General features: G+C 71.8%; 22 protein-coding genes. 2 read left to right on the top strand and 20 right to left on the bottom strand.

Going from position 1 to position 22966, the window contains the following annotated elements:
* Positions 1-177 precede the first annotated feature (177 nt).
* From HY68_RS33740 to HY68_RS33670, 15 genes are all read right to left on the bottom strand, one after another.
* A complete protein-coding gene (locus tag HY68_RS33740; RefSeq protein ID WP_052457434.1) occupies positions 178-1449 on the bottom strand; it encodes a class I adenylate-forming enzyme family protein in 1272 nt (423 codons plus the stop codon).
* Between the two features lie 20 nt (positions 1450-1469).
* Positions 1470-2969 (bottom strand): fatty acid--CoA ligase family protein, encoded by a 1500-nt coding sequence (locus HY68_RS33735; RefSeq protein WP_041999125.1) that lies wholly within the window; start codon positions 2967-2969, stop codon positions 1470-1472.
* 15 nt (positions 2970-2984) lie between these two features.
* Complete coding sequence (locus HY68_RS33730) at positions 2985-3296, bottom strand: hypothetical protein (RefSeq protein ID WP_041999123.1); 312 nt, start codon at positions 3294-3296, stop codon at positions 2985-2987.
* Positions 3297-3414: 118 nt separating this feature from the next.
* The gene (locus HY68_RS33725) at positions 3415-4239 is read right to left on the bottom strand and encodes an enoyl-CoA hydratase-related protein (protein WP_041999120.1); all 825 of its coding nucleotides are present in this window, start codon (positions 4237-4239) and stop codon (positions 3415-3417) included.
* Positions 4240-4270: 31 nt separating this feature from the next.
* Positions 4271-5407: a thiolase gene (locus HY68_RS33720; protein WP_041999117.1), complete on the bottom strand. Its 1137-nt coding sequence runs from the start codon at positions 5405-5407 to the stop codon at positions 4271-4273.
* Positions 5404-5826, bottom strand: coding sequence for a Zn-ribbon domain-containing OB-fold protein (locus HY68_RS33715; protein WP_041999113.1), 423 nt, complete (start codon positions 5824-5826; stop codon positions 5404-5406). The genes HY68_RS33720 and HY68_RS33715 overlap by 4 nt, the downstream gene beginning before the upstream one ends.
* On the bottom strand, positions 5823-6680 hold the full coding sequence (locus HY68_RS33710; RefSeq protein ID WP_041999111.1) for a MaoC family dehydratase: 858 nt from the start codon (positions 6678-6680) through the stop codon (positions 5823-5825). The genes HY68_RS33715 and HY68_RS33710 overlap by 4 nt, the downstream gene beginning before the upstream one ends.
* Before the next feature lies 1 nt (position 6681).
* Complete coding sequence (locus HY68_RS33705) at positions 6682-7632, bottom strand: SDR family oxidoreductase (protein WP_041999108.1); 951 nt, start codon at positions 7630-7632, stop codon at positions 6682-6684.
* A 51-nt stretch (positions 7633-7683) separates the two neighbouring features.
* On the bottom strand, positions 7684-8904 hold the full coding sequence (locus HY68_RS33700; protein WP_041999105.1) for a CoA transferase: 1221 nt from the start codon (positions 8902-8904) through the stop codon (positions 7684-7686).
* 82 nt (positions 8905-8986) lie between these two features.
* On the bottom strand, positions 8987-10183 hold the full coding sequence (locus HY68_RS33695; protein ID WP_041999102.1) for a thiolase family protein: 1197 nt from the start codon (positions 10181-10183) through the stop codon (positions 8987-8989).
* Positions 10180-11283 (bottom strand): acyl-CoA dehydrogenase family protein, encoded by a 1104-nt coding sequence (locus tag HY68_RS33690; RefSeq protein WP_041999100.1) that lies wholly within the window; start codon positions 11281-11283, stop codon positions 10180-10182. The genes HY68_RS33695 and HY68_RS33690 overlap by 4 nt, the downstream gene beginning before the upstream one ends.
* Positions 11284-11314: 31 nt before the next feature.
* Entirely contained in the window at positions 11315-12436 is a 1122-nt protein-coding gene (locus tag HY68_RS33685) for an acyl-CoA dehydrogenase family protein (protein ID WP_052457430.1), read from the bottom strand.
* Positions 12436-13392: a DUF2889 domain-containing protein gene (locus tag HY68_RS33680; RefSeq protein WP_041999097.1), complete on the bottom strand. Its 957-nt coding sequence runs from the start codon at positions 13390-13392 to the stop codon at positions 12436-12438. The genes HY68_RS33685 and HY68_RS33680 overlap by 1 nt, the downstream gene beginning before the upstream one ends.
* 166 nt (positions 13393-13558) lie before the next feature.
* On the bottom strand, positions 13559-14596 hold the full coding sequence (locus HY68_RS33675; RefSeq protein WP_041999094.1) for an LLM class F420-dependent oxidoreductase: 1038 nt from the start codon (positions 14594-14596) through the stop codon (positions 13559-13561).
* 5 nt (positions 14597-14601) lie between these two features.
* Positions 14602-15792 carry an MFS transporter gene (locus tag HY68_RS33670; protein WP_078864071.1) on the bottom strand — a complete coding sequence of 397 codons (1191 nt, stop codon included), beginning with the start codon at positions 15790-15792 and terminating at the stop codon, positions 14602-14604.
* A 137-nt stretch (positions 15793-15929) separates the two neighbouring features.
* On the opposite strand from HY68_RS33670, the gene HY68_RS33665 reads away from it, so the two are divergent.
* Positions 15930-17030, top strand: coding sequence for an MBL fold metallo-hydrolase (locus tag HY68_RS33665; protein ID WP_041999090.1), 1101 nt, complete (start codon positions 15930-15932; stop codon positions 17028-17030).
* Positions 17017-17928 carry a VOC family protein gene (locus HY68_RS33660; protein ID WP_041999087.1) on the top strand — a complete coding sequence of 304 codons (912 nt, stop codon included), beginning with the start codon at positions 17017-17019 and terminating at the stop codon, positions 17926-17928. The genes HY68_RS33665 and HY68_RS33660 overlap by 14 nt, the downstream gene beginning before the upstream one ends.
* 82 nt (positions 17929-18010) lie before the next feature.
* Here the strand turns inward: HY68_RS33660 and HY68_RS33655 are convergent, their stop codons facing one another.
* The 5 genes from HY68_RS33655 to HY68_RS33635 form a co-directional block, all read right to left on the bottom strand.
* Positions 18011-19078: an enoyl-CoA hydratase/isomerase family protein gene (locus HY68_RS33655; RefSeq protein ID WP_041999084.1), complete on the bottom strand. Its 1068-nt coding sequence runs from the start codon at positions 19076-19078 to the stop codon at positions 18011-18013.
* Between the two features lie 9 nt (positions 19079-19087).
* Positions 19088-19612: a DoxX family protein gene (locus HY68_RS33650; protein WP_041999081.1), complete on the bottom strand. Its 525-nt coding sequence runs from the start codon at positions 19610-19612 to the stop codon at positions 19088-19090.
* A gap of 70 nt (positions 19613-19682) precedes the next feature.
* Positions 19683-20834 carry an amidohydrolase family protein gene (locus HY68_RS33645; protein WP_041999078.1) on the bottom strand — a complete coding sequence of 384 codons (1152 nt, stop codon included), beginning with the start codon at positions 20832-20834 and terminating at the stop codon, positions 19683-19685.
* A gap of 124 nt (positions 20835-20958) precedes the next feature.
* Positions 20959-22356 (bottom strand): amidohydrolase family protein, encoded by a 1398-nt coding sequence (locus tag HY68_RS33640; protein ID WP_041999075.1) that lies wholly within the window; start codon positions 22354-22356, stop codon positions 20959-20961.
* A partial coding sequence (locus HY68_RS33635; RefSeq protein ID WP_198533474.1) for a CoA transferase occupies positions 22353-22966 on the bottom strand: 614 nt, incomplete at its 5' end. The genes HY68_RS33640 and HY68_RS33635, both read right to left, overlap by 4 nt.

Below are 22966 nucleotides of genomic sequence, written 5' to 3'. Positions count from 1 at the left end.
CGGGCGGGGTGCGGACGGCGAGCCGGACCGGGCCGAAGAGTTCCCGGTGGCGGCCGGGCACCTCGGTCTGCGGCGGCGGCACGGACATGGTGATCCGGTCGAGTCGTTCGACTCGCAGGCTCGTCGGCATGGGGACCTCCTGGCTCGGACCTCGGGGGATACGGGGAAGCTACGCGGTCAGCGCGCGGGCGGAAAGGTCTGGCTGGTCACGACGAGAAAGCCGTCGCCGTCCAGCAGCCCGGTACCGCCGGTGCGCAGCCAGCCGTCGGCGGCCAGTGCCGCCGTCTCACGCGTGCGGCCCGCGTAGCCGGCGAACCGTCCGGGGCCCCGGGACTGGATCTCGCCCGGCTGCTCGGCGGGCAGGATGTTGCCCGCGTTGTCGACGATCCGTATCTGGGTGCCGGGCACCGCACGCCCCGCGGTGCCGGTCCGTTTGTGCAGCGGATCGGCCCACGATCCGGACGCGACCGTCGGGTGCTCGGGCAGGCCGAACGACCGGAAGGCGGCGACGCCGGACCGTTCGGCGCGTCTGACCAGCGCGGCGGGCAGCATCGTCCCGTGGGCGAGGAATTCGCACAGTCCGGTCTCCTGGCCGGCGCGCTCCGCCGCGTCCAGGACGGCCGCCAGCTGCGTGGAATCCCCGGCGGCCGTGGTGACGCGGTGGCGGCCGATGAGAGCGAGCAGCGCTTCGGGGTCCCTGCGCTCGGGAACGACGGTCGGCACGCCGTAGACCAGGGCGCGCAGCAGGGCGTACACGGCCCCGGGGCGCCCGGGCGGCAGCAGGTCGAGATGCGCGCCGGAGACGGGGCGTCCGTAGCGCAGGCCCTGGAGCGCTTCGAGTTCGGTGAGGAGGCCGCGGTGGGTGTGCCGGACGCCCTTGGGGCCGACGACGAGGCACACGTCGTCGGGCTGGGCGGGAACGGCCTCGGCCAGCGGCCGGAACGCCTCCAGCACCGCCCAGTCCAGTGCGTCGGCCGGTATCCAGGACGCTTCCCAGGGGCTGGTCACCGCGATCACCTGACGCAGCTCGGGCAGGACGCCCGGCAGCGCCCTGCTGCCCAGCACGCTGTGGGCCCGGCCGGCCGGGGTGAACAGCGCGGCGACGTCGAACCGCCGCAGCCTGCGCAGGAGTTCGCGCTCCCGGCAGGCGGGGTCGAGGGGCAGCAGGACGGCGCCGCTCAGTAGCGCCGCCACCTGCGCGATCATGTTCTCGGGTCCGGCCGGGAGTTGGACGGCGACGACGGCGCCCGGTGTGACACCGAGCGCCCGCAGTCCCGCCGCGACCCGCAGGGCGCGCTCCTCCAGTTCGGCGGCGCTGACGACGTTGGTGCCGAACCGGCCGGGGAAAGCCACTCCGGTGGCGGGGTGTTCGCGGACGGCCGCCGAGAGGGCGGTGGCGAATCTCTTGGCCGGTGCTTCGAAGGGTGCGGTGCGGCTCCGCGTCTGCATGGCTTCTCCGGTCCTGGCTGTCACGCGGACTGGGGTACGTACGCCAGCAGTTCCCTGCGCAGGATCTTGCCGGTCGGGGTGTGCGGGAGTTCGTCGAGGAAGCGGATCTCGTCCGGTGTCTTCGACGAGCGCAGCCTGCTCCGTACGAAGGCGCGCAGATCGTCCTCGGTCGCGGGCGCGTCCGGTTTGAGTACGACGAAGGCGCCGATGCGGTGGCCCCACTCCTCGTCGGCGATGCCGACGACGGCGACGTCCCTGACGTCCGGGTGGCGCTGGAGCACCGCTTCGATCTCGGCCGGTGCGATGTTCTCGCCGCCCCGGATGATGGTGTCGTCGGCGCGGCCCCGGACGAACAGGTAGCCGCCCGCGTCGAGATGGCCTTCGTCGCGGGTGGCGAACCAGCCGTCGGCGTCGGTGACCGGGCCGGTCTCCCGGTACTCCCCCGCCACTTGGGCGCCCTTGACGTAGATCATGCCGACGGATCCCGGCGGGCAGGGCCGGCCGCTCGCGTCGCGGATCTCGATGTCCACGGAGGGCAGCGGGCAGCCGACGGAGCCGAGCCTGGCGCGTACGGCGGGGTCGGTGCTGGACAGTGCCTGCCGGTGGTCGTCGGGGCCGAGGACGGCCACGGACGACGACGTCTCGGTCAGGCCGTAGGCGTTGACGAATCCGGTGTGCGGCAGCAGGGTCAGGGCCCGTTCCAGCACGGTCAGCGGCAGCCGGGCGCCGCCGTACGACAGGGAGCGCAGGGTGGTGGGCACCGGTGCTCCTGGGCGCTCCAGTTCGTCCACGATCCGGGTCAGCATGGTCGGTACGAGCATGGCGTGCGTGACGCGTTGCGCGGTGACGGCGCCGAGCCAGCCGGCGGCGGTGAAGTGCTCCAGATAGACGACCCTGCGGCCCGAGTAGAGGTTGGACAGCAGGTTGGCGATGGCCGCGATGTGGTACGGCGGCACACTGACGATGACGGCCTCGTCGGGGTCGCTGCCACCGAATTCCACACTGCCGAGCACATAGGCCGTGAGATGGCGGTGGCGGAGCACGGCGCTCTTGGGGGCCGCCGTGGTGCCGCTGGTGAGCAGGAGGACGGCCACGTCGTCGGCGTCCGGCTGGGCCGGTGCGGCGAGGGTCTGGGGCCGGGCGGCGCACACGGCGAGCCACTCGCGCAGTCCGACCGTCCTGACGACGTTGTCGAGTCCGCTCAGCGCGGCGTCGTCGGTGATCAGGAGCGTACGGCCCTGCCGGGCGACCGCCGCGTGCAACTGCTCTGGCGCGAGACGGTAGTTGAGCGGCAGCAGCGGCACGCCCGCCGCCGCGGCGGCGAAGAGCGCGAGGGGAAAGGCCGGGCCGTTCTCGCCCATGAAGACGACGGTCTCCACGTCGTACGTCCGGACGAACGAGGCGCCGGTGTACGCCTGGTCGCGCAGCCGCGCGCCGGTGAGGCCCGCACTGTCGGAGCCGAGGGCGACGCGTTCACCGTGGCCTTCGGCGACCATGTCGAGCAGAGTCAGGAGGTTCACAACAGCGGTCCTTCGCTAATCCGACGCGGGAAGTTGCTTGGCCGACTTCACCGGGAGCGGTTCGCCGTCGACGGACAGCGCGCCGGGTCCCGGCTTCACACAGAGCAGTTCGAGGCCGGACGCCTCGTGCACATACCGCTTGCCGAGCAGGGTCGCCGGGCCGTCAGGACCCGCGCCGCCGGCCGCCGCGCCCACCGTCTCCTCGGGGCCCAGCAGGGGCGCGCCCGCGTGGTGTACGTCGATGTGCCGGGACGGTCCTCGCACGACGATGACCTCGACCGGGCCAACGGAACTGTGCAGGTGTGTTCCCACTGCGAGATCTGCCATGGTCGACGCTCCCTGTGTCGCGTGGCCGCCCGAGCGGCACCGTCCCACTTATAGTATCAACTACCGTAAGCCTGTCTATAGCTTCGGACCGCCGGATCGGCGACCTCGTGCGGCCCGTTCAGCGTCCCTGGAACCGCGGCGCCCTGCGCTCCTGGAACGCCCGCATGGCCTCCTGGCCGTCGTCCCCGATGCCGAGGCCGAGCAGGGTCACCTCGGTCTTCCAGGCCTGCTCGAAGGTGCTCTCGTACGCGTCGTTGAGCTGGCCCTTGATATGGCCCAGCCCGACGGTCGGTCCCTCGGCCAGCCGGCGGGCGAAGTCCCCCGCGGTCTTGGTGAGCTCGTCGTCGGGCACACACCGGTTGGCCAGCCCCCAGCGCTCCGCCTGTTCGCCCGTCACCGGCTCACCGAGCAGCGCGATCTCCTTCGCCCGTACCGGGCTCACCGAACGGGCCAGCAGATAGGCGCCGCCTGCCTCGACGGGCAGCCCGCGTTTGACGAAGACCTCGCTGAAGCGGGCCGACTCCGCGGCGATCACGAGGTCGCAGGCGAGGGCGAAGTTGCAGCCGAAGCCGTACGCCGCCCCGTTCACCGCGGCGACGAACGGCTTCTCGTTCTCCCGGAGATCGCGGATCAGCCGCCACCAGCCGTACCGACGGCCGTCCTCCCGGGCGATGTTGGACTGCGTGCCGCGCCTGCGGTCCGCCGCGATCTCGATGTGCTCCGGCTCGGAGAGGTCGGCCCCGGAACAGAACGCCTGCCCGGCGCCGGTGAGTACGGCCGCTCTGATCTCCGGGTCGTCGCGCACCTCGGCGACGGCGGCGATCAGCGCGTTGCGCAAGGGGTGGTGCACGGCGTTGCGCAGATGCGGCCGGTTCAGGGTGATCCAGGCGACCCCGTCGGTCACCTCGAACTCCAGCCCGTCGGCCGAGAAGTCGTCAAGCATGGTTGTCCGCCGTTCTGTTGGGTCCGGTCGTTCAGGAGTTGGCCAGCACGAGCGTCCCGGCCGCGCTGAACATGCCGCCGATGCCCTGGACGAGGCTGGTGTGCACGTCGTCGATCTGGACGGCGGCGTCGCCGCGCAGCTGGCGTACGGCCTCCTGGATGGCGAACATGCCGTACATGCCGGTGTGCGTGTAGAGCAGCCCGCCGCCGTTGGTGTTCATCGGCAGGGAGCCGCCGGGCAGTGTCGCGCCGCTCTCGATGAAGGGCACCGCCTCGCCGCGGCCGACGAACCCCAGGTCCTCCAGGCCGTAAAGCGGGATGTGGGCGTAGGCGTCGTAGACCATCAGATGGTCGATGTCGTCCGTGGTCAGCCCCGACTCGCGCAGCGCGTCGGCCGACGCGTCGCGGAAGCCGGCGAAGGTGGTGAGGTCCGCCATGGACGAGGGGCCTGGTCCCTCACCCGACTCCCCCGAGCCGAGCAGGGTCACCGGACGGTACTGAAGCTCCAGGTCGGCGGCGCGTTCGGCCGACATCATGACGAGCGAGCCGCCGCCGTCGGTGAGCGGGCAGCACTCCAGCACATGGAAGGGCCAGGCGATCAGCCGGGAACTGAGCACGGCCTCGGTGTCGAGCGGCTTGTTGCGCAGGGCGCGCGGGTTCTGTGACGCCCAGGCCGACTGGGCGACCGGCACGGCGGCGAGCGCTTCGTGGCCGAGCCCGTACTTGTCCAGATAGGCCATGGCGGGAAGGGTGAACCACGAGAAGGTGCCCGACACTCCGTACGGCTGCTCGAACTGCCCCACGGCGCTTGACGGGTTGGGGCTCCAGCCGGGCGCTCCGACCCGCGACCTGCCGGACTCGCCGTGGGCGACCACGACGACCGAGGCGGCGCCCGAGCGGATGGCCGCCGCCGCGTGCCGGACATGCAGCATGTAGGAGCAGCCGCCGACCATCGTGCCGTCCAGCCAGTGCGGCCGGACGCCCAGGTAGTGGGCGAGGTCGACGGGCGGCAGTGTGGTCGCGATGCCGTCCACGTCGGCCGGGGTGAGGCCGCACTGGGCCAGTGCGGTACGGGCGGACTCGGCGGCCAGCGAGATCGCCGACTGATCGGGCACGACACCGATCTCGGCGGACTCGGCCGCTCCCGCGATGACGACCGTGGAGGTCACTGGTGTGCTCCTTCCCCGGCGGTGGGCCGGAACTGCGGCAGGGTGAAGTCGCCGCGCTGCTCGAAGGTGACCTCGACCGGAAGACCGACCTTGATGTGTTCCGGTGTCTGCGGCACGTCGAGGATGTTCGCCGTCAGCCGGGGTCCCTCCGCGAGCTTCACGAAGGCGATGGCGTACGGCACGTCGCCCTCGTAGCCGGGTGCGGCCCGGTGGTTGATGACGAACGACTCGACGGTCCCGCGCCCCGACACCCTGGCCCAGCTCACGTCGTCGGAGCCGCAGGCGGGACAGAAGGCCCGCGGGTAGAAGAAGAACTCCGCGCAGGGCCCGCAGCGGGGCAGCCACAGCTCGCCCTCGGCCGCCTTGTCCCAGTAGGTCCTGGTCTCCGGTGTGGGTACCGGTACGAAACGGCCGCTCATCGGTTGCTCCCCTGCTCGACCACGGCGCGGCCCTGCGTGAGCACGGGTGTGCCGTCCTGGGTGCGGGTGACGAAAAGGGTCTCGCCGTCCTCGAACCACAGCGAGGTGGTCAGGGTGTCCCCCGGCATGACGGGGCTGGAGAAGCGGGCGTGGATCGAGCGCAGCCTGGCCGGATCGGAGCCGGCCGCCGCGTGCAGCAGGGCGCGGCCGACGAAGCCGTAGGTGCACAGCCCGTGCAGGATCGGCCGCGGGAAGCCGCCGGCGACCGCGAACTTGGGGTCGGAGTGCAGCGGGTTGCGGTCTCCGGAGAGCCGGTAGAGCAGCGCCTGCCAGGGAACGGTGCGCTGTTCGACCTCGGCGTCGGGGGCCCGGTCGGGGGCGGCCCACGGTGTGCTCGGGCCGCGGTCGCCGCCGAAGCCGCCCTCGCCGCGCAGGAAGGCGCCGCCCGCCATCAGGGCCAGCGGTTCGCCGTCCTCGCCGGTGAGCAGCGACTCGGTGGTGATGAGGGCGCCGCTGCCCTTGTCGTACATCCCGGTCACGGTGGAGGAGTAGAAGCCGCTGCCGTGCGGCGCCAGGGGTGCGGCGATCTCGACGGACTGGAAGGCGTGCACCATCCGGGTCAGGTCGATGTCGCCGTAGGACAGCCGGGGCGCTCCGTGGCCGAGGACGACCGGGAACGTCGGCAGGACCGCCTGCGGTACGCCCTGGGTGTTCTCGGTGGTGAAGGCCAGTTCGCTGACCGACTCGTCGCTGCCGGCCCCGACGCCGACGGCGTAGAGCAGGGCCTGGTCGGAGGTCCATTCGACGGGGTGGGGTTCGGTCGTGCTGCCGACGATGGAGAAGTCGAGCGCCATGTCAGCTCCGCTTCGGGCCGTACGGGTGGGAGTCGAAGACGGAGAAGTTCTCGGCGGCCTTCTCGAAGACGGCGGGGAACCGCTCGTCGACGGCCTCGAACGTCAGCGGTCCTTCGACCTGGAGGGCCGGTCCGATGTTCCAGCCTTCGGCGACGCCGACGTAGCCGCCCACCACGCTGAACACCCGCCCGGTCACGGCGGCCGAGCGTTCGCTGCCCAGCCACACCACGAACGGTGAGACGTGTTCGGGCGCGAGCGGGTCGAAGCCCTCGTCGATCTCCAGCGGCATACCGGCCGTCGCGGTCAGCCGCGTCTTCGCCACCGGGGCGATCGCGTTGACCGTGACCCCGTAACGGGCCAGTTCCATCGCGGCGATGACGGTGAAGCTGGCTATGCCGCCCTTGGCCGCGCCGTAGTTGGCCTGGCCGAAGTTGCCGAAGAGCCCGCTGCCGGACGAGGTGTTCACCACGCGCGCCGCCACCGGGGTGCCCGCCTTGGACTGGTCGCGCCAGAAGCGTCCGGCGGCCTGCGTCATCGCGAAGGTGCCGCGCAGATGGACCCTGACGACGTTGTCCCAGTCCTCGAAGCTCATGTTGAGCAGGGTCTTGTCGCGCAGGATGCCGGCGTTGTTGACGAGTACGTGCAGCGTGCCGAACTCGCCGACCGCCTGCGCGACGAGCCGGGCGGCGCCCTGCTCGTCGGAGACGTCGTCCCCGTTGGCGACGGCCGCGCCGCCCTCGGAGCGGATGAGCGCCGCCACCTCCTCGGCCGGGCCGGACGACGAGCCCGTACCGTCGCCCGCGCCGCCGAGGTCGTTGACGACGACGGAGGCACCGGCCCGCGCGAAGGCGAGCGCGTGCTCACGCCCGATTCCCCTGCCCCCTCCGGTGACGACGACCACACGCCCGCTCAGCGGACTCTTCGATCCAGCAGATCCAGCAGATTCAGCCATGTGCCTGGTTCCCTTTCGATGTCCGCTCTTCGGCCGCTGTGCCGGGCTCGGTCACAGCACGACTCCGGAGTCCTTGGCCTCGGTGATCTCCGCCCAGCCGTAGCCGGATTCGAGCAGGATCTCCTCGGTGTGCTCGCCGTGCTCGGGTGAGCGGGCGGGCGCCGGTGGTGTCTCGTCGAACTGCACGGGGCTGCCGGCCATCTTGTACTCGGCGCCCGACTCGTCGACGTTGTCGATGAAGTAGTTGTTCGCCAGGGCCTGCGGATCGCTGAGCACGTCACGCGGCGAAGCGACGACCGCCCACACGCCCTCTTCCTCGGCGAGGACCTTCGTCCAGTGCTCCAGGTCGTGTTCGGCGAAGGTGGTGTTCAACTCGGCTGTCGCGGCGGCGGTGTTGGCGATGAGCTGGGCGGACGGGGTGAACCGTTCGTCGTCCGCGAGGTCCGGCCGGCCGATCCGGCGGACGAACGGCGCCCAGTAGCGGTCCGGCTGCAGGAAGACCAGCTGGACCCAGCGCCCGTCGCTGGTGCGGTACTTCTGCACCACCGGGTTGGGGGACTGACTGGAGTCGGTCGTCGCCGTCCGCTCGACGCCGAAGAACTCGGCGGCCATGATGTCGGGGCTCATCGTCCACACCGCCTGGGCGAGCAGCGAGACGTCCACGACGCTCGGGGTGCCGGTCGCCAGTCTGCGGTAGAGGGCGCCCGCGATACCGCCGGCCAGGGTCATCCCGCTGGGCAGATCGCCGAACGCCGGCGTCTGCGCGATGGGCCGCCCGCTCTCCGGGGGCGTCAGCGCGAAGGCCACACTGCCGCGTGCCATGTAGCTGGCCGCGTCGAAGCCGCCCTGGTGGGCCTGCGGTCCCTGCGGGCCGTGGCCCGAGCCGCGTGCGTAGATGATGTCCGGGTTAATGGCCCGGATGTCCGCCACGTCGATCTTCAGCCGGCCGCGCGCCTCGGGCAGCCAGTTGGTGAGGAACACGTCGGCCTTCTTCACGAGTCTGGCCAGGATCTCCCGGCCCTTCTCGGTGCGCAGGTCGATACCGATGCTGCGCTTGCCGCGGTTGCCGATCTCCATCATGAAGTCCCGGTCGGCCTTGGCCTCGTCGCGCCGCAGCCCCGAGATGACGAGGCTCCGTCCGGGGTCGCCGCCGCGTACGTCCTCGACCTTGATGACGTCGGCGCCCCAGTCGGCGAGCACCGCGCCGGTCGACGGGACGAAGGTCCACGACGCGATTTCGACGACACGGACCCCTTGCAGTACGCCTGCCATGTCCCTCATCTCCCCTCGCAATAGTAATGCTTACGGTATAGCCATCGGTAAGGTCGGACAAGACCTGTGCACCGGGAGAACGTCAGGCGTCGAGACGTTCGACGACGGTGGCGTTGGCGAGCCCGCCCGCCTCGCACATCGTCTGCAGTCCGTAGCGGCCGCCACCGGTTTCGAGAACATCGAGGAGCGTGGTCATCAGCCGTGCGCCCGAAGCGCCGAGCGGATGGCCGAGGGCGATCGCGCCGCCGAGCGTGTTGACCCGCAGCGGGTCGGCCCCGGTCTCGGCGAGCCATGCCAGCGGCACGCTCGCGAAAGCCTCGTTGACCTCGAAGGCGTCGATGTCACGGATGTCCAGACCGGCCCTGCCGAGCACCTTGGCGGTGGCGGGGACGATCGCGGTCAGCATCATGACCGGGTCGTCGCCGACGGCGACCGACGTGTGGACGCGGGCGCGCGGGCGCAGCCCCAGCTGCTCGGCGCGCTCCCTGCTCGCCAGCAGCACGGCGCTGGCGCCGTCGCTGATCTGCGAGGAGTTGCCCGCCGTGACCCGCCAGTCGATCTGCGGGAACCGCCTGGCGTACGTCTCGTCGTCGAACACCGTACGCAGCGCGGCGAGTCGGGCCGCGTCGCTGTCGGCGCGGATGCCGTTGTCCGCCGTCACCGGTGTCTCGCCGTCGCCCACGACGATCGGCACGATGCTCCGGCCCAGGGTCCCGTCGGCCTGCGCCCGCGCGGCGCGGGCGTGGGACCGTACGGCGTACTCGTCCAGGGCGGCGCGGCTGATCCCCCACTTGGCTGCGACCAGTTCGGCGGAGATGCCCTGGGGTACCGGACCGCCGTCGTAGCGCTCGGCGAGCGTCGGCCCGTACGGGTCGGCCCCCGCGATGTTGCTGGTCATCGGAGTGCGGCTCATCGACTCGACACCGCAGGCGATGGCGAGGTCGTACGCGCCGGACGCGATGCCCTGCGCGGCGAAGGAGACGGCCTGCTGGCTGGAGCCGCACTGGCGGTCGACCGTCGTCGCAGGCACCGACTCGGGGAATCCCGCGGCCAGCACCGCGCTGCGGGTGATGTTGGTGCTCTGCTCGCCGATCTGGGTGACACAGCCGCCGATCACATCGTCCACGTGGGCCGGATCGACCCCGAGCGTGTCGACGAGGCCGCCGATGACCTGGGCCAGCAGCTCGACGGGGTGCAGGCCGGCGAACGCGCCGTTCGCCCGGCCCCGGACCAGCGGGCTGCGGACGGCCCCGACGATGACCGCTTCTCGTCCCGTCATGCCGTCACCAGGTCCAGCGCGCGGGCCAGCCGGGTGCGGTGCTCGGTGGCGCTGCCGTACATCACTTCCAGGGACTTGATACGGCGCAGATACAGATGGGCCGGATGCTCCCAGGTGAAGCCGATACCGCCGAGCACCTGGATCAGTGTCTCGGCGACCTTCGGCGCGGCGTCCGAGCAGTAGCTCTTGACGACCGAGGCCAGCTCGGCCAGTTCCGCCGGGTCGCTCCCGGTTCCCGCGAGTGCGGCGGCGGCGCCGACGGCCGCCCGCATCTGCTCCACGGCGGCCAGACAGTCGGCCAGCAGGTGTTTGACGGCCTGGAAGCTGCCGATGGGCTTTCCGAACTGCTCGCGGTCGAGCGCGTACGCGACGGCCAGCTCCAGGCACTTGTCGGCGGCGCCGAGCAGTTCGGCACAGGCCATGATCGCGGCCGTGTCGAGGGCCGCCCGCAGTCCGGGCCCGAAGTCCTCGGCGAGGAGCTGGGCGGGGGTGTCGGCGAAGTCGACGCGGAACTGCTTGCGGGTGGTGTCCAGGACGGCGAGCGGGGTGATGCCGGGGGCCGTTTCGGTGGTGTCGACGGCGAAGAGGCGGATCGTGGAGCCGGTGGTGACGGGGACGAGCAGCCGGCCCGCGATGTGCGCGTCCGGCACACGGGTCTTGGCGCCGTTCAGCCGCCAGCCCGAAGCCGACTCCGCCGCCGTCGCGGTATGGCCCGGGACGTCGTCCGAGGCGAGCGTGGCGACGGCGCCGGAGGCGAGTGCGGCGAGGATCGGACCGCTGAGCGCACCGTCCGGTACCTGGAGGAGTGTGGCGGTGGCGACGGCGGCGCTGGTGAGGACCGGCGCGCACAGCAGGGCGCGGCCGGTCTCCTCCAGTACGACGGCCATCTCGGCCGGCGAGAGTCCCTGACCGCCGGCGCTCTCCGGGACCAGCACGGCGCCGAGTCCCAGCTCCCCCGTCAGCTTCCGCCAGACCTCCGGGTCGTGACCGGCGGGGTCCGCCGCGAGACGTCGTACCTCGGCCTCCGTCGACCACTGGTCGAGGAAACCGCGGACGACGCCGCGGAACTCTTCGCGCTCGTCGGGTGTGGTGGTTTGCATGGATCCCTCCAGGGCGGATGGACGGCCGGCCTCAGCCACGGGGCAGTCCGAGCACGCGTTCGGCCAGGATGTTGCGGACGATCTGCGAGGTGCCGGCGGCGATGGTCGCCGACCGGGACGTCAGGTACTCGACGCCCGCTTCGATGCCGTCCTCCGCCGCCACGGCGTCCAGCCCCGCGAGCTGGAAGCGCAGTTCGGCGAGCCGCTGGAGCGCCTCGCTCCACGCCAGCTTGATCACGGACTGCTCGGGCCCCGGGTCCTGGCCCGCCTCCAGCCGGGACATCATCTGCCGGCTGAGCATGCCCAGCACCCTGGCCTCGGCGTAGAGGGCGGTCAGCCGGTCGACGAGCGCGGGCGGTACGGAGGCGGCGCCACCGTCCCGTACGGTCTCGGCGATCAGCTCACGCACCTGGCGCTCGAACCGCGCGGTGAAGATGGCGACGCCGGACCGCTCATGGCCGAGTGTGGTGCGGGTGACCCGCCAGCCCTCGTTGATCGGGCCGAGCAGAGCGGTGACGGGCACCCGTACGTCGGTGAAGAAGACCTCGGCGAACTCGGCCTCCCCGTTGATCTGCCGGATCGGCCGCACCTCGATGCCCGGGGTGTCCATCGCCACCAGCAGCACCGAAATGCCCTGGTGCTTCGGCGCCTCGGGGTCGGTGCGCACCAGCAGTTCCATATGGGTGGCGTACATGCCGTTGGACGTCCAGACCTTCTGGCCGTTGACGACGAAGTCGTCCCCGTCCCGTACGGCGCGGGTGCGCAGGCCCGCCAGGTCGGACCCGGCGCCCGGCTCGCTGAAGCCCTGGCACCACACGTCGTCGGTGGTCAGGATCCTCGGGAGGTGCTGCTTCTGCTCCTCGGTGCCCCAGACGGCGAGGGTCGGGCCCACGTTCTTCAGGCCGAGCATGCCGGGCAGCGCCGGCATGCCCCAGCTCGCCGTGGTCTCCTCGACGGCCAGCAGTTCCGCGACGCCCGCGCCCCGGCCGCCGTGCTCCTCGCTCCAGGCGGGCGCCGCCCATTTGCCTGCCGCCATGGTGCGCTGCCAGTCGCAGCGCGCCTCCCAGGAGTCGGCGCCGTCCTGCCACTTCTCGCGGAATCTTGGCACCTCGGTCGCCAGGAACGAGCCGAGCTCTTGCAGCAGTTGCTCCATCAGTTCTCCCCTCGGGGCAGGCGGTCGGCGAGGGGTCGCACGAACCGCAGGAAGCGCAGGACGTCGTTCAGGTGGGTGCAGCCACGGGTGCCGGAGAGCCGGTTCTTCACCGAGGCTTCGATGTCGTCCAGGGAAGTGCCGCGCAGCGCTCCCGCGTTGGGGGCGGCCAGCGGGCATTCGGGAAACGGGAGTGCGCGGGGTCGTACGACGATGTCGGTGACCACGAGCGAGCGCGGGTCGACGCTCGCGCGCACCTCGTACTCGTGCAGCGAGCCCTCCCGGCCCGACGCGTCGACGTGGCTGTCCCTGAAGTACTCGTAGATGTCGAGGAGTTCGCCCTCGTACGCGACTTCCAGGATGCGCCGTCTGCGCATGGAACTGGGCGGCGACGGAGTCTGCGGGTGGAAGTCGTCCGGGGCGGCGAGGAGCGCGTCGAACGGCGGCGCTGCCGGGGCCCTCTCCAGCAGCTTCTCACCGGCCTGGGCGAGTCGGTGGGCGGTGTCCCCGGGGGCCCAGCCCCGGCAGACACCGAGCAGCGCTGCGGGCGGTGGTCCGGGGCGGTGGTCCATCTCGATCATCCGGGCGTATCCGGAGATCAGCCGCACGGTCGGCAGATCGTCGAGGAGCGCGGCCTCCAGCGACTCCGGGTGCAATTCGCTCGCGTCGACGGCGCGCAGTTGGGCGCGAAAGCCGCTGACCGCAGGCCTTCCGACGAGTGCGGCGCCCACGGCGGCGGGCAGTCCGCCCGACAGGCCCGTCACGGCGGACCTCTGGTCGAGGGTGACGCGCGTACGGGCTGTCGCGGTGGCGCTCAGCGCGCCCCGCCCGTCCACCGAGGCGTCGCGCCCCGTGCCGTCCACCGTCAGACCGCCGTCCCAGCCGGCGCCGGGCACGATCCGCAGGTCGACGGTGCGCCGCACCGACGAGGGGCGGCGCGCGGGCAGCCGCGTGGCCACGTCACGAACGGTGGACGAAGTCCCCTGCGGAGCACCCGCCGCGCTCGGTCCCACCGTCATCCAACCCCTTATAGAGACAGATACCGAATAGCTTTCGGTAGGCTACATCGGAAGCCGTTCCAGGACAACGGTCCGGCATAACACCGCAGCCCCGGGGGCCTGTTGTTCACATCAGGCGGCGCAGTGTGTCCACGGTCCGCACCGGGTCGGCGCCACCCACCACCCGGATGTCGAGCGTCGTCACACCCGCGGCGGCGAACGCGGCGAGCCGTTCGGCGACATGCCCCTCGGGACCGACCAGGTTTCCCAGCGCCAGCCAGTCGGCCGGTACGGCGGCGGCAGCCTCGGCGCGCTTCCCGGCCAGGAAGAGGTCCTGCATCAGCCCGGCCTCCTTCTCCCACCCCATCCGACAGGCCAGCGTGTGGTAGAAGTTCGACGTCCGCGAGCCCATGCCGCCCGCGTACAGGGCGATACGTTCGCGGGCGGGCCGCAGCAGCTCCTCGGTGTCGAGGCCGTCCCCCACCGCCACGTCGACCGAGGCCACCACGTCGAGGGGGCCGAGCGCCGGATCCCGCAGCGCGGTACCGCGTGCCAGTGGCGCACCGAACGCCTGCCCGGCCCGTTCGGGCACGAAGAAGAACGGCAGCCAGCCGTCGGCCGTCTCGGCGGCCGCGGCCACCGACAGATCTCCGAGGGCAGCCCAGTACACCGGGATGTCCGCCCGGCGGGGGCGGTTGACGAGTTTCAGCGGTACGCCCTGGCCGGTCCCGCTGCCGGCCGGCAGCGGGACGACCACACTGCGGCCCTGGTAGCTGAGCGGTTCCCTGCGCCACACCGTCCGGCACACGTCGATCGTCTCGCGGATGCGCGCCAACGGCCGCTCGTACGGCACACCGTGGAAGCCCTCGACCACCTGTGGCCCCGAAGCGCCGAGTCCCAGACAGAACCGGCCGCCGCTGAGCTGGTCACAGCCGGCCGCCGTCATGGCGAGCAGGGCGGGGCTGCGGCTGTACACGTTCAGGATGGCCGTACCGAGCCGCACCCGGGTGGTGTGCGCGGCGAGGAAGCCGATGGCGGACACCGCGTCGAAGCTGTATCCCTCCTGCACCCACAGCGCGTCGAGGCCGGCGGCCTCCAGATCGCGGATGCCGGGCAGCCGTGCGACGACGTCCTGTGTGTAGTCCAGCGTCATGGACAGGTCCATGGGGCTCACTCCTCTGCGGTGGCTACGGGCGTACCGGTGACCGGCCGGAGGACGAACAGCCGCAGGAACAGCAGGCCGAGCAGCGCGCAGGCGGCGCATGCCGCGAAGGCGCTGCGGTTGCCGCCGACGGCGACGACACCCCCGACGAAGAGACCGCCGAGCCCGGTGGATATGTCGAAGAACATGGTGAAGGTGGAGACGGCCTGCGGCCGTTCGTCCTCGGGCACCCGGTTGACGGTCAGGGCCAGCAGCCCGGGGTACTGGAGGGCGATCCCGATCCCGAGCGGGAGCAGACTCGCGTAGATGCCGACCACGGAAGGGGTCACGGCGAAGCCGATCATGCCGAGGCAGATCAGCCCGGTGGACAGCCAGCCGGTCCTGGCGGGGCCCATGGTGTCGGGGATGCGGCCGCCCACGATCCGGACGAGGAGCACCACCGCCGCGTACGACAGGAAGATCCACTGGGTGCCCGAGGCCCCGAGGTCCGAGACGAACAGCGGCATGAAGGCGCTCATGGCGACGGTGCCGACCGTACCGAGGGCGAGCACGGCGCCGGGCCACAACGCCGCCCTGTGCACGATGCTCCGGCGTACCGGCACTGCTGGGCGCGGCTGCCGGGTGTTGGGGACGAAGAGAATCGGCACCGCGCCGATCAAACCGATCACACCGGCGACGGCGAACGCCCACCGGAACCCGAAGTGCTGGTAAAGGGGTTCACCGAGCACCGGACCGAGGCCGATGCCGAGGTACGGCGCCACCGAGAAGTAACTGATGGCCTCGCCACGGCGGTCCGGCGGCGCCTCGGCCGTCACCTTGGTGATCGCGGCGACCAGCAGGGTCGCCTGCGCAGCGCCGGTCACCAGCCGCAGTCCGGAGAGCTGGACGGTGTTGCCCACGATGCCGTACGCGGCGAAGGCGGCGGCCCCGACGAGCCCCGCGAGCAGCACGAGCCGCGGGGAGCCCCAGGACAGGGTCCGCGCCGCCACCCACGGCCTGATCAGGATCGACGACACGGCCATGATCCCGATGACCACACCCACGACCAGGTCCGAGCCGTGCAGCTGGTCTTTGACGAACGGCGGCAGGATCGGGATGGTCATGCCGTAGGCGAAGAAGAAGCACATGGCGGCCGCGAGCAGTCCAACAAAGCTCGGGGTGACCATGCGCACGGGCAGTTCTCTCTCCGTCGCTGTCATATCTCCACGCTTCTGTCACCGGCAGAGTCGGCGCGCGCAGCGATGCGGCACGCAATACCGTAAGGAGTACGGTATTATTTTTGATAGATGGTGGCAGCCACTCGGTCCGAAGTCAACGACCCTTCAAGGAGCCGCACATGACGCCGTCCGCCGATCCCCCTGACATCGTCGTCACGGGAAAACTGCAGCACCAGGCATGGCAGGACAGGGTGCTGCCACCGGTGGAGCGGGTGCGGGAGGGGCTGTGGTCGGTGCCCACACCGTTCCCCGACAACCCACTGCGCTACGTGCTCAGTTACGTCTACGAGATACGCGGCGGTGTGGCCGTCGTCGACACCGGCTGGCCGACCGAGCGCGGCTGGGACGGACTGGTGGCCGGGCTGCGGGAGACCGGCTGGGACGTCACCGACGTCCGGGCGATCCTCATCACGCACGGCCACGCCGACCACTTCGGCCTCGCCCGCCGGCTGCGCGAGGCGTCCGGCGCCTGGATCGGTATGCACGAGGCGGACGCCCGGCTCATCAGCTCCTACACCGAACCCGACGGCTACCGGACGGCGGACGCGGCCTGGCTGCGCCGACGCGGCGGCTCTCCCCCGAGTGGACCGGGCCGGGCGACGGCGCCCGCCGGGAGCGACGACATGTTCCGGGAGCGACTGGCCGAGCCGGACGTCCTGATCGAGGACCGGAGCAAGCCGCTGCCCGGTGTCGATCTGACGGCCGTCTGGACACCCGGACACACGCCGGGTCATCTGTGCTTCCACGACGGCGAGCGCGGTCTGCTGCTCACGGGCGACCATGTGCTGCCCCGTATCACTCCCAACATCAGCCCCTCGCCCTCCGTACACACCGACACGCTCGGCGAGTATCTGGCGTCCCTGGAACTGCTCACGGGCTTCGACGTCGAAGAGGTGCTGCCCGCGCACGAGTACCGGTTCGCCGGGCTGCACGAGCGGGTGCGCGGGCTCCAACTGCACCACGAGGAACGGCTGCGCGAGGTGCTACGGGCGCTCGAAGCGCAGCCGGGCGCCAGCACGGTCGAGGTGGCCGAGCGGCTGAGCTGGAGCCGCCCCTGGGCGGAGACCCTGGGCATCATCCGCCGCTCGGCGATCGGTGAGGCCTACGCGCATCTCGTCCATCTGGAGCAGCGCGGGCTGATCAGCGACCGGGGCGGCGAGGTGGACGCGTGGCAGGTACGCGAGGACGCGAACGAGGGGCGGCGCGATGTCGATGAGTGACGCGCAGATTCCGCTGCCGCCCGTTGTCCGCCCCGGCTACTTCCACCGGCTGGCCATCGCCTCCGACGTGACACAGCACATGGACGAGTGGCTGCGTACCGTGCTCGGCGCCCGTCCGCTGGACACACCGATCCGCCAGGTCCACGGACTGCCCATGCATCCACCGGGGACGGACGCCTCGCTGGAGTCCGGAGCCACGTCCACCATGCTCTGGCTCGGCGACATCCCGCTCGCCCTGCTCATCGCCAGCGACACCGAAGGGCCGCTCGGCCGTTACGTCGCCCGCCACGGAGCCGGACTGCACTCGGTGGCCTGGACGGTCGACGATCTGTGGGGCGCGGAGACGCAGTTGCGGCGGCGCGGGGTCCGGGTCACCGGCGTCGATCTGCCGGGGCGGCACTTCTTCATGCATCCGGCCGACACGTCGGGGCTGCTCACCGAGTGGTCCGACACCGAGTTCACCGACGACCCGAGGGACGGCGGGTCCCTGCCGAAGGTCCCCGACCCGCTGGTCGACGTCCGTGCCGTCGCCCGGCTGACGGTGGTCGTACGGGACGCGCGGCGCGGCGCCGCGCTGCTCGGTTCGCTGATGGAGGCGACCGTGGTACGGGGCGCGGCCGCCGGCGACCCGGACCATGAGGACACCGTCGATCTGCGGGTCGGCGATGTGGTGATCCGGCTGGTGTCACCGCGCGACAGCCGCAGCCGCTACGCGCAGGCTCTCGACGCGCACGGCGAGCGGCTGCATTCGATGTGTCTGGTGGTCGACGACCTGACCGGCACCCTCGCTACCCTGGAGCGCGAGGGGCTTGGCGTGCTGGACCGCGAGGGCGGCCGGGCGTGGACCGACCCGGCGAGCACGCTGGGGCTGCGGCTGGAGTGGACGGACCTCGGCTGAACAGATCGCGAACCCGCCGCCCGGGTCGGCGGGCGGCGGGTCGGTCAGGGGGCGGCGGGTCGGTCAGCGGGCGGCGGGTCGGTCAGCGGGCGTTGGGCTCGACGGCGTCCACCAGGCCCCAGGCCAGGGCCTGCCCGGCGCCGACAGGCGCTCCGGTCAGGGCGAGAGCGGCGGTGCGCCAGCGGCCGATGCGCCGGGAGAGCCCGACCGTACCCCCGGCGCCGGGGATGAGTCCCATGCCGACCTCCGGGAGCCGGATCTGCGCATCGGGAGCCGCCGTCACCCGCCCGGCGAACGACGGCAGTTCGATGCCCGCCCCCACACAGCCACCGTGCAGCCGGACATGGGTACGGGAGGAGAGCCGGGCGAGGAGCGCGGCGGCCGAGCGGCCCGTCCTGATGACATGCGCGCTCACCGGGTCGGGCGCCGTGCCGAACTCGGCCAGGTCTCCCCCGGCACAGAACGCGGGCCCGTTGCCGCGCAGTTGGACCTCGCGTACGGACCCGTCGGCGACGGCCACTTCGAGCGCGCCAACCAGCGCGTCCCGCACGGCCGCCGAGTACGCGTTGCGCCGGGCCGGATGGTTGAGTGTGATCAGCAGCCGGTCACCCGCGCGCTCGGTCAGGACCACGTCATCGGGCGGTACGGGAACGACACGCGAACCGCGCCGGTGCAGCCAGTCGGCGAACTCCGGTCCCGCGAGCAGTGTGGAGTACGCGAAGGACTCCAGCCGCAGCGCGTCGGCGACGGGCAACAGGGCACCGGCGCACAGCACTTGGCAGAGGACCGCGCTGGCGGCCGGATTGCGCTCGACGGCGGCGGCGAGGACACCCAGCTCCGCCTCGACGTCTGCACAGGGCACAATCCGTGGATCGCGTGAATTCTCGGACCTCGGGGCCTGCGCCAACGTCAGGGTGACCGCGTCGAGCAGTGCGTCAGGGACACGCTCGGGTCGCCGGGTGACACCTACGACGACCCCGGCGCCGTCACCGATCGCCGCGACCGCCGCCCCCGTACCCCGGCCGGCCGGTGAGTCGAGATCCAGCACGGTCAGCGGGTGGTCCACCCGGCCCTCGTCGTCCAGCCCGACGGCTCCCGTACCTCCGCCGTAACACGCGTCGCCGGCCTGCCGGATCGTGATCCTGTGCATGGCGGGGCGTCAACTGCCGGTCGAGGACGGTTCGCGCGCAGGCTCGCGGTCGGGGCGCCAGCTCGTGGCGAGCAGCAGCGCCGTACCGCCCAGGCCGCCGACGGCGGCGACGAGCAGTCCGACGCCTCCGTCGAGCACGATGCCGAAGCCGTGGTCGAGGGAGGCGCGGCCCGGTCCCGTCAGCGCGAGGGCGGCGCCGGTCACCGCGATCATCAGGACGTACTCGTATCCGTCGCGGAAGACGAAGAAGCCGTTCTTCCGGTGGGCGACGATGCCGGCGACCGCCATGGTGCCGATCGCGGCGGCGCAGGCGAACGGTGTCAGCAGACCGAGTATCAGGCCGAATCCCGCGGCCAGTTCGGCCGCCACACTGGCCCAGGCGTGCACCCGGCCCGGCCGGAGACCGAGCCCCTCGAACCAGCCTGCCGTGCCCGCGATCCCGCCGCCGCCGAACCAGTGGTTCCAGGCGTGCATCAGCATCGTCGCCCCGAGCACCAGCCGGATGAGCAGCAGTCCGACGTCGATGGCTGTCATGACAGTCTCCCTAGGATTACGCCGAAGCTCCTGCCGCCTCGAAAAGCGCGGCAGGAGCGGGGTGTTGACGTCAGGCGGCAGCGGATCCCGCGCGCGGGAAGTTGTACAGCGTGCGCGCGTTCCACTCGACCATCTTGTGCGCCTCGTCGTCGGGGACGTCGGCGAGCGCGCTCTCCAGGACCTTGCGGGTGTGCGGCCACTGACTGTCCGAGTGCGGATAGTCGCTCTCGAACATGATGTTGTCGACACCGATCAGATGCCGACCGTGGATACCCGCGTTGTCGGAGATGAAGCAGCCGTAGAGGTGGCCCTTGAACAGCTCCGAGGGACGCACGTCACGGTTGACGTCGTTGTACCAGCGGTGCCGTTCCCAGACGTAGTCGATCCGCTCGATCATGTACGGCATCCAGCCGATGCCGCCCTCGGACAGCGCCATCTTCAGATTCGGGAACTTGTGGAAGACCGGCGAGAGCAGCAACTCCGCCGTCGCGCTCATCGAGTTGAGGCCGAAGAGCGAGATGGCCACGGTGAAGTTGGTGCTCTGCGCCTCGGGTGACGCCTGCGGTGAGCCGCCGGAGCCGAAGTGCAGCGACAGCGGCAGCCCCGTTTCCTGGGCGGCGGCGAGCACCGGGTCCCAGTGGTCGCTGTGCCAGGACGGCAGGCCGAGCCGGTCGGGCAGTTCGGGGAACGTGACGGAGCGGGCGCCCTTGGCCGCCGTACGGTGGATCTCGGCGACCGTCGCCTCGACGTCCCAGTACGGGGTCAGCATGAGCGGGATCTGGCGCTCGGGGGCGCCGCCGCACCACTCGTCGAGGATGAAGTCGTTGTACGCCTTCACACACTCGTTGGCGAGCGCCTTGTCCTTGGACTTGGCGAAGACACTGCCGGCGAAGCCGCCCATGTTCGGGAAGCAGAGCTGGGCCCAGACGCCTTCGGCGTCCATGTCCTTGAGCCGTTCCTGAAGATCGTGACAGCCCGGCAGCATGTCGTCGTAACTTCGTGGATCCAGGCCGTAGTCCTTGGGGTTCTTGCCCGCGACGGCGTTGAGCGCGAAGTTGCCCGCGACCTCGCCCTCGTAGATCCAGGCGTCGTTGCCGTCCGGGAGGCGGTTGATGCGGGGAGCGACGTCCGCGTACTTGCTGGGCAACCGGTCCAGCCAGACACGGGGGTGCTCTATGACGTGATCGTCGACCGAGATGATCTGCGCGTCCTTGGGGAGCATTGGCCTCCTCCGAATGAAAAGTGCTGCCGGGGCAGTGACTATAGGAAGCCCTGCGGTAGTGCTTACGGTAGGCATAGCGGGCGGGGAAAGTCACCAGGCGTGCACGGTATTTCTTAGGCCGCCCTCAGTCGGTCCGCACCGACCGGCCGGCGACGAATGTCGCGGCGACCAGCCCGGCGGTCAACTCCCGCCGCGCCTGGGCCCAGTTCACCCGCAGCAGGCAGAGGTCGGCCGGGTCGCCCGGTACCGGGCCACTCCCGGTGGGGCCGCCTGGGTCCGCCAGCGGGGCGGTGAACAGGCACAGCGCCTCTTCCGGGGACAGGGCTTCACCGGGGCCGAAGGGCCGGCCCTCGCCCGTGCGTCGGCCGACCGCCGCACGCATCACGGCCCACGGATCGACGGGACCGTACGGCGCGTCGCTGCCCGCCGCCACCGGCACTCCGGCGTCGAGCCACCCACGTAGCCGGTACATCCACGGCAGGTCGGCGGGGTCGACCGTACGCAGATAGCGGTCGCCGTGCGCGGGCACGAAGCCGGGCTGGGTGACGACCCGGGCACCCGCGCGCGCCACCGCGGCGACGGCGGGCGGCGGCGCGACCGACCCGTGTTCGATCCGGTGCCGAACGGTCCGGTCCGGGCCGCCGGCGACGGACATCGCCGTGACGGCCAGCAGCAGCGATTCGAGGGTGACGGCGTGTACGGCGACGCCGCGCTCCCCGGCGGCCCGTATCTCGCCGACCAGTTCGTCGAGGGCGGGCAGCCGGTGGTCGGCCAGCACGATCTTGCGGGGGCCCACGGTGACGCGGCCGGTCGGTCGCCTCCCGTCGAGCCCGGGACCGCCCATCACCAGGCAGCGCTGGGCCAGTTCGCCCGCGTGGGCGGCCCTGCGCAGCTCGGCCAGTTCGGCGGGCCCGTTGTTGACGCCCGCGTCGGTGACCCCGGTGATCCCGTATGCGGCGAGCCGACGGCTGAGCCCGGCGAGCGCGGGGAAGCCGTCGCCGGGTGTGCCGCGCAGAATGTCGTCGGCGTCGAGCAGGACGCCGTCCGGCGGCGCCACCCCGAGCAGCCGCATCGCCGCCGAGTTGAGGATCCACGCGTGCCCGCTGCGGTGCTGGACGCGGACCGGCCGGTCCGCGAGGTCCCCCAGCATCCGGTCGAGGACGGGCGCGGTGAGCGGCCCCGCACGGTCGTCGTCGTAGCCGGTCGCCCGTACCCAGCCGCCCGGTCCGGCGACGGCCGCCGCCGACCGGAGCGTGGCCGCGACGTCCGCCGCGTCCCGTACGTCCTCCCGGTCCAGCGACACCGCGCCCGGGGCGGTCGCCGCGGCGGTCGCGAAGAGGTGCAGATGGTGGTCGTTGAGGCCGGTCAGCAGTGCGCCGCCGGCGCCGTCCACGACCGTGGCCCGTTGGACGCCCTGGGGCCTGGTGCCGGAGACCGACCGGACCCGGCCGTCCGCCACGAGCACGTACTGCCCGGGACGGCCGGCCACCTCCACCCGTTCGAACAGCAGCGGGCCGGTCACCGCTCCGCCGCCAGCCGTGCGGTGTCGGCGCCGGACGCGGCGGCCCGCCCCACCGGCGTACGCGCCCGTGGGGGCAGCACGTGGGCACCGGCCACCTCCGGTACGGGACCGCTCAGTTCGGCGGCGGCATGGGCGCCGACCTGGAAGAGACTGATGTCGACATGGGCCGCCACCCCCGACACCAGGCTCGCCAGCGCGGCGACTGCGGCGTGCAGTCCGGTGAGCGGGTCGGTGACCGCGTCGGCGCAGAACTCGGGTGCGTGCGCGGGACCACTGTGGATCCCCGCCGCCACCGCGGCCTCGTCGCCGAAGGCGACCCAGTCCCGCCGGGGTCCGGTCCATCCGTAGCCGGTGACGGTGACCCAGGTCTGGTCGCTGCGCGGGGTCCAGCCGAGCTGTTCCAGCGCGCGGGGACGGGCGGAGGTCACCACCACGTCGGCGCGCTCCAGCAGCCGTGCGAGCAGCGGATCACCCGGGGCGCACACCGCGCTCTCCTTGCCGGAGTTGAGCAGGTCGTAGAAGCGCCCGGGGCCGCGCCGCGCGCCGTCCGGGCGCTGCGGGGTCTCGACCTTGACGACGCGCGCGCCCGCCGCCCCCAGCAGCGACGCGG

This window comes from Streptomyces sp. AcH 505, from assembly GCF_000818175.1.
In the GTDB taxonomy this organism is placed as follows: Bacteria; Actinomycetota; Actinomycetes; order Streptomycetales; family Streptomycetaceae; genus Streptomyces.
The sequence above is the reverse complement of the archived record's forward strand: the minus strand, read 5'-3'. Positions and strand labels throughout refer to the sequence as shown.

Excerpts from the sequence above, each read along its gene's own strand:
- HY68_RS33740 (WP_052457434.1), bottom strand. The coding sequence starts at position 1,449 with ATGCAGACGCGGAGCCGCACCGCACCCTTCGAAGCACCGGCCAAGAGA.
- HY68_RS33730 (WP_041999123.1), bottom strand. The coding sequence starts at position 3,296 with ATGGCAGATCTCGCAGTGGGAACACACCTGCACAGTTCCGTTGGCCCG.
- HY68_RS33725 (WP_041999120.1), bottom strand. The coding sequence starts at position 4,239 with ATGCTTGACGACTTCTCGGCCGACGGGCTGGAGTTCGAGGTGACCGAC.
- HY68_RS33715 (WP_041999113.1), bottom strand. The coding sequence starts at position 5,826 with ATGAGCGGCCGTTTCGTACCGGTACCCACACCGGAGACCAGGACCTAC.
- HY68_RS33710 (WP_041999111.1), bottom strand. The coding sequence starts at position 6,680 with ATGGCGCTCGACTTCTCCATCGTCGGCAGCACGACCGAACCCCACCCC.
- HY68_RS33705 (WP_041999108.1), bottom strand. The coding sequence starts at position 7,632 with ATGGCTGAATCTGCTGGATCTGCTGGATCGAAGAGTCCGCTGAGCGGG.
- HY68_RS33700 (WP_041999105.1), bottom strand. The coding sequence starts at position 8,904 with ATGGCAGGCGTACTGCAAGGGGTCCGTGTCGTCGAAATCGCGTCGTGG.
- HY68_RS33695 (WP_041999102.1), bottom strand. The coding sequence starts at position 10,183 with ATGACGGGACGAGAAGCGGTCATCGTCGGGGCCGTCCGCAGCCCGCTG.
- HY68_RS33690 (WP_041999100.1), bottom strand. The coding sequence starts at position 11,283 with ATGCAAACCACCACACCCGACGAGCGCGAAGAGTTCCGCGGCGTCGTC.
- HY68_RS33685 (WP_052457430.1), bottom strand. The coding sequence starts at position 12,436 with ATGGAGCAACTGCTGCAAGAGCTCGGCTCGTTCCTGGCGACCGAGGTG.
- HY68_RS33675 (WP_041999094.1), bottom strand. The coding sequence starts at position 14,596 with ATGGACCTGTCCATGACGCTGGACTACACACAGGACGTCGTCGCACGG.
- HY68_RS33670 (WP_078864071.1), bottom strand. The coding sequence starts at position 15,792 with ATGACAGCGACGGAGAGAGAACTGCCCGTGCGCATGGTCACCCCGAGC.
- HY68_RS33665 (WP_041999090.1), top strand. The coding sequence starts at position 15,930 with ATGACGCCGTCCGCCGATCCCCCTGACATCGTCGTCACGGGAAAACTG.
- HY68_RS33660 (WP_041999087.1), top strand. The coding sequence starts at position 17,017 with ATGTCGATGAGTGACGCGCAGATTCCGCTGCCGCCCGTTGTCCGCCCC.
- HY68_RS33655 (WP_041999084.1), bottom strand. The coding sequence starts at position 19,078 with ATGCACAGGATCACGATCCGGCAGGCCGGCGACGCGTGTTACGGCGGA.
- HY68_RS33650 (WP_041999081.1), bottom strand. The coding sequence starts at position 19,612 with ATGACAGCCATCGACGTCGGACTGCTGCTCATCCGGCTGGTGCTCGGG.
- HY68_RS33645 (WP_041999078.1), bottom strand. The coding sequence starts at position 20,834 with ATGCTCCCCAAGGACGCGCAGATCATCTCGGTCGACGATCACGTCATA.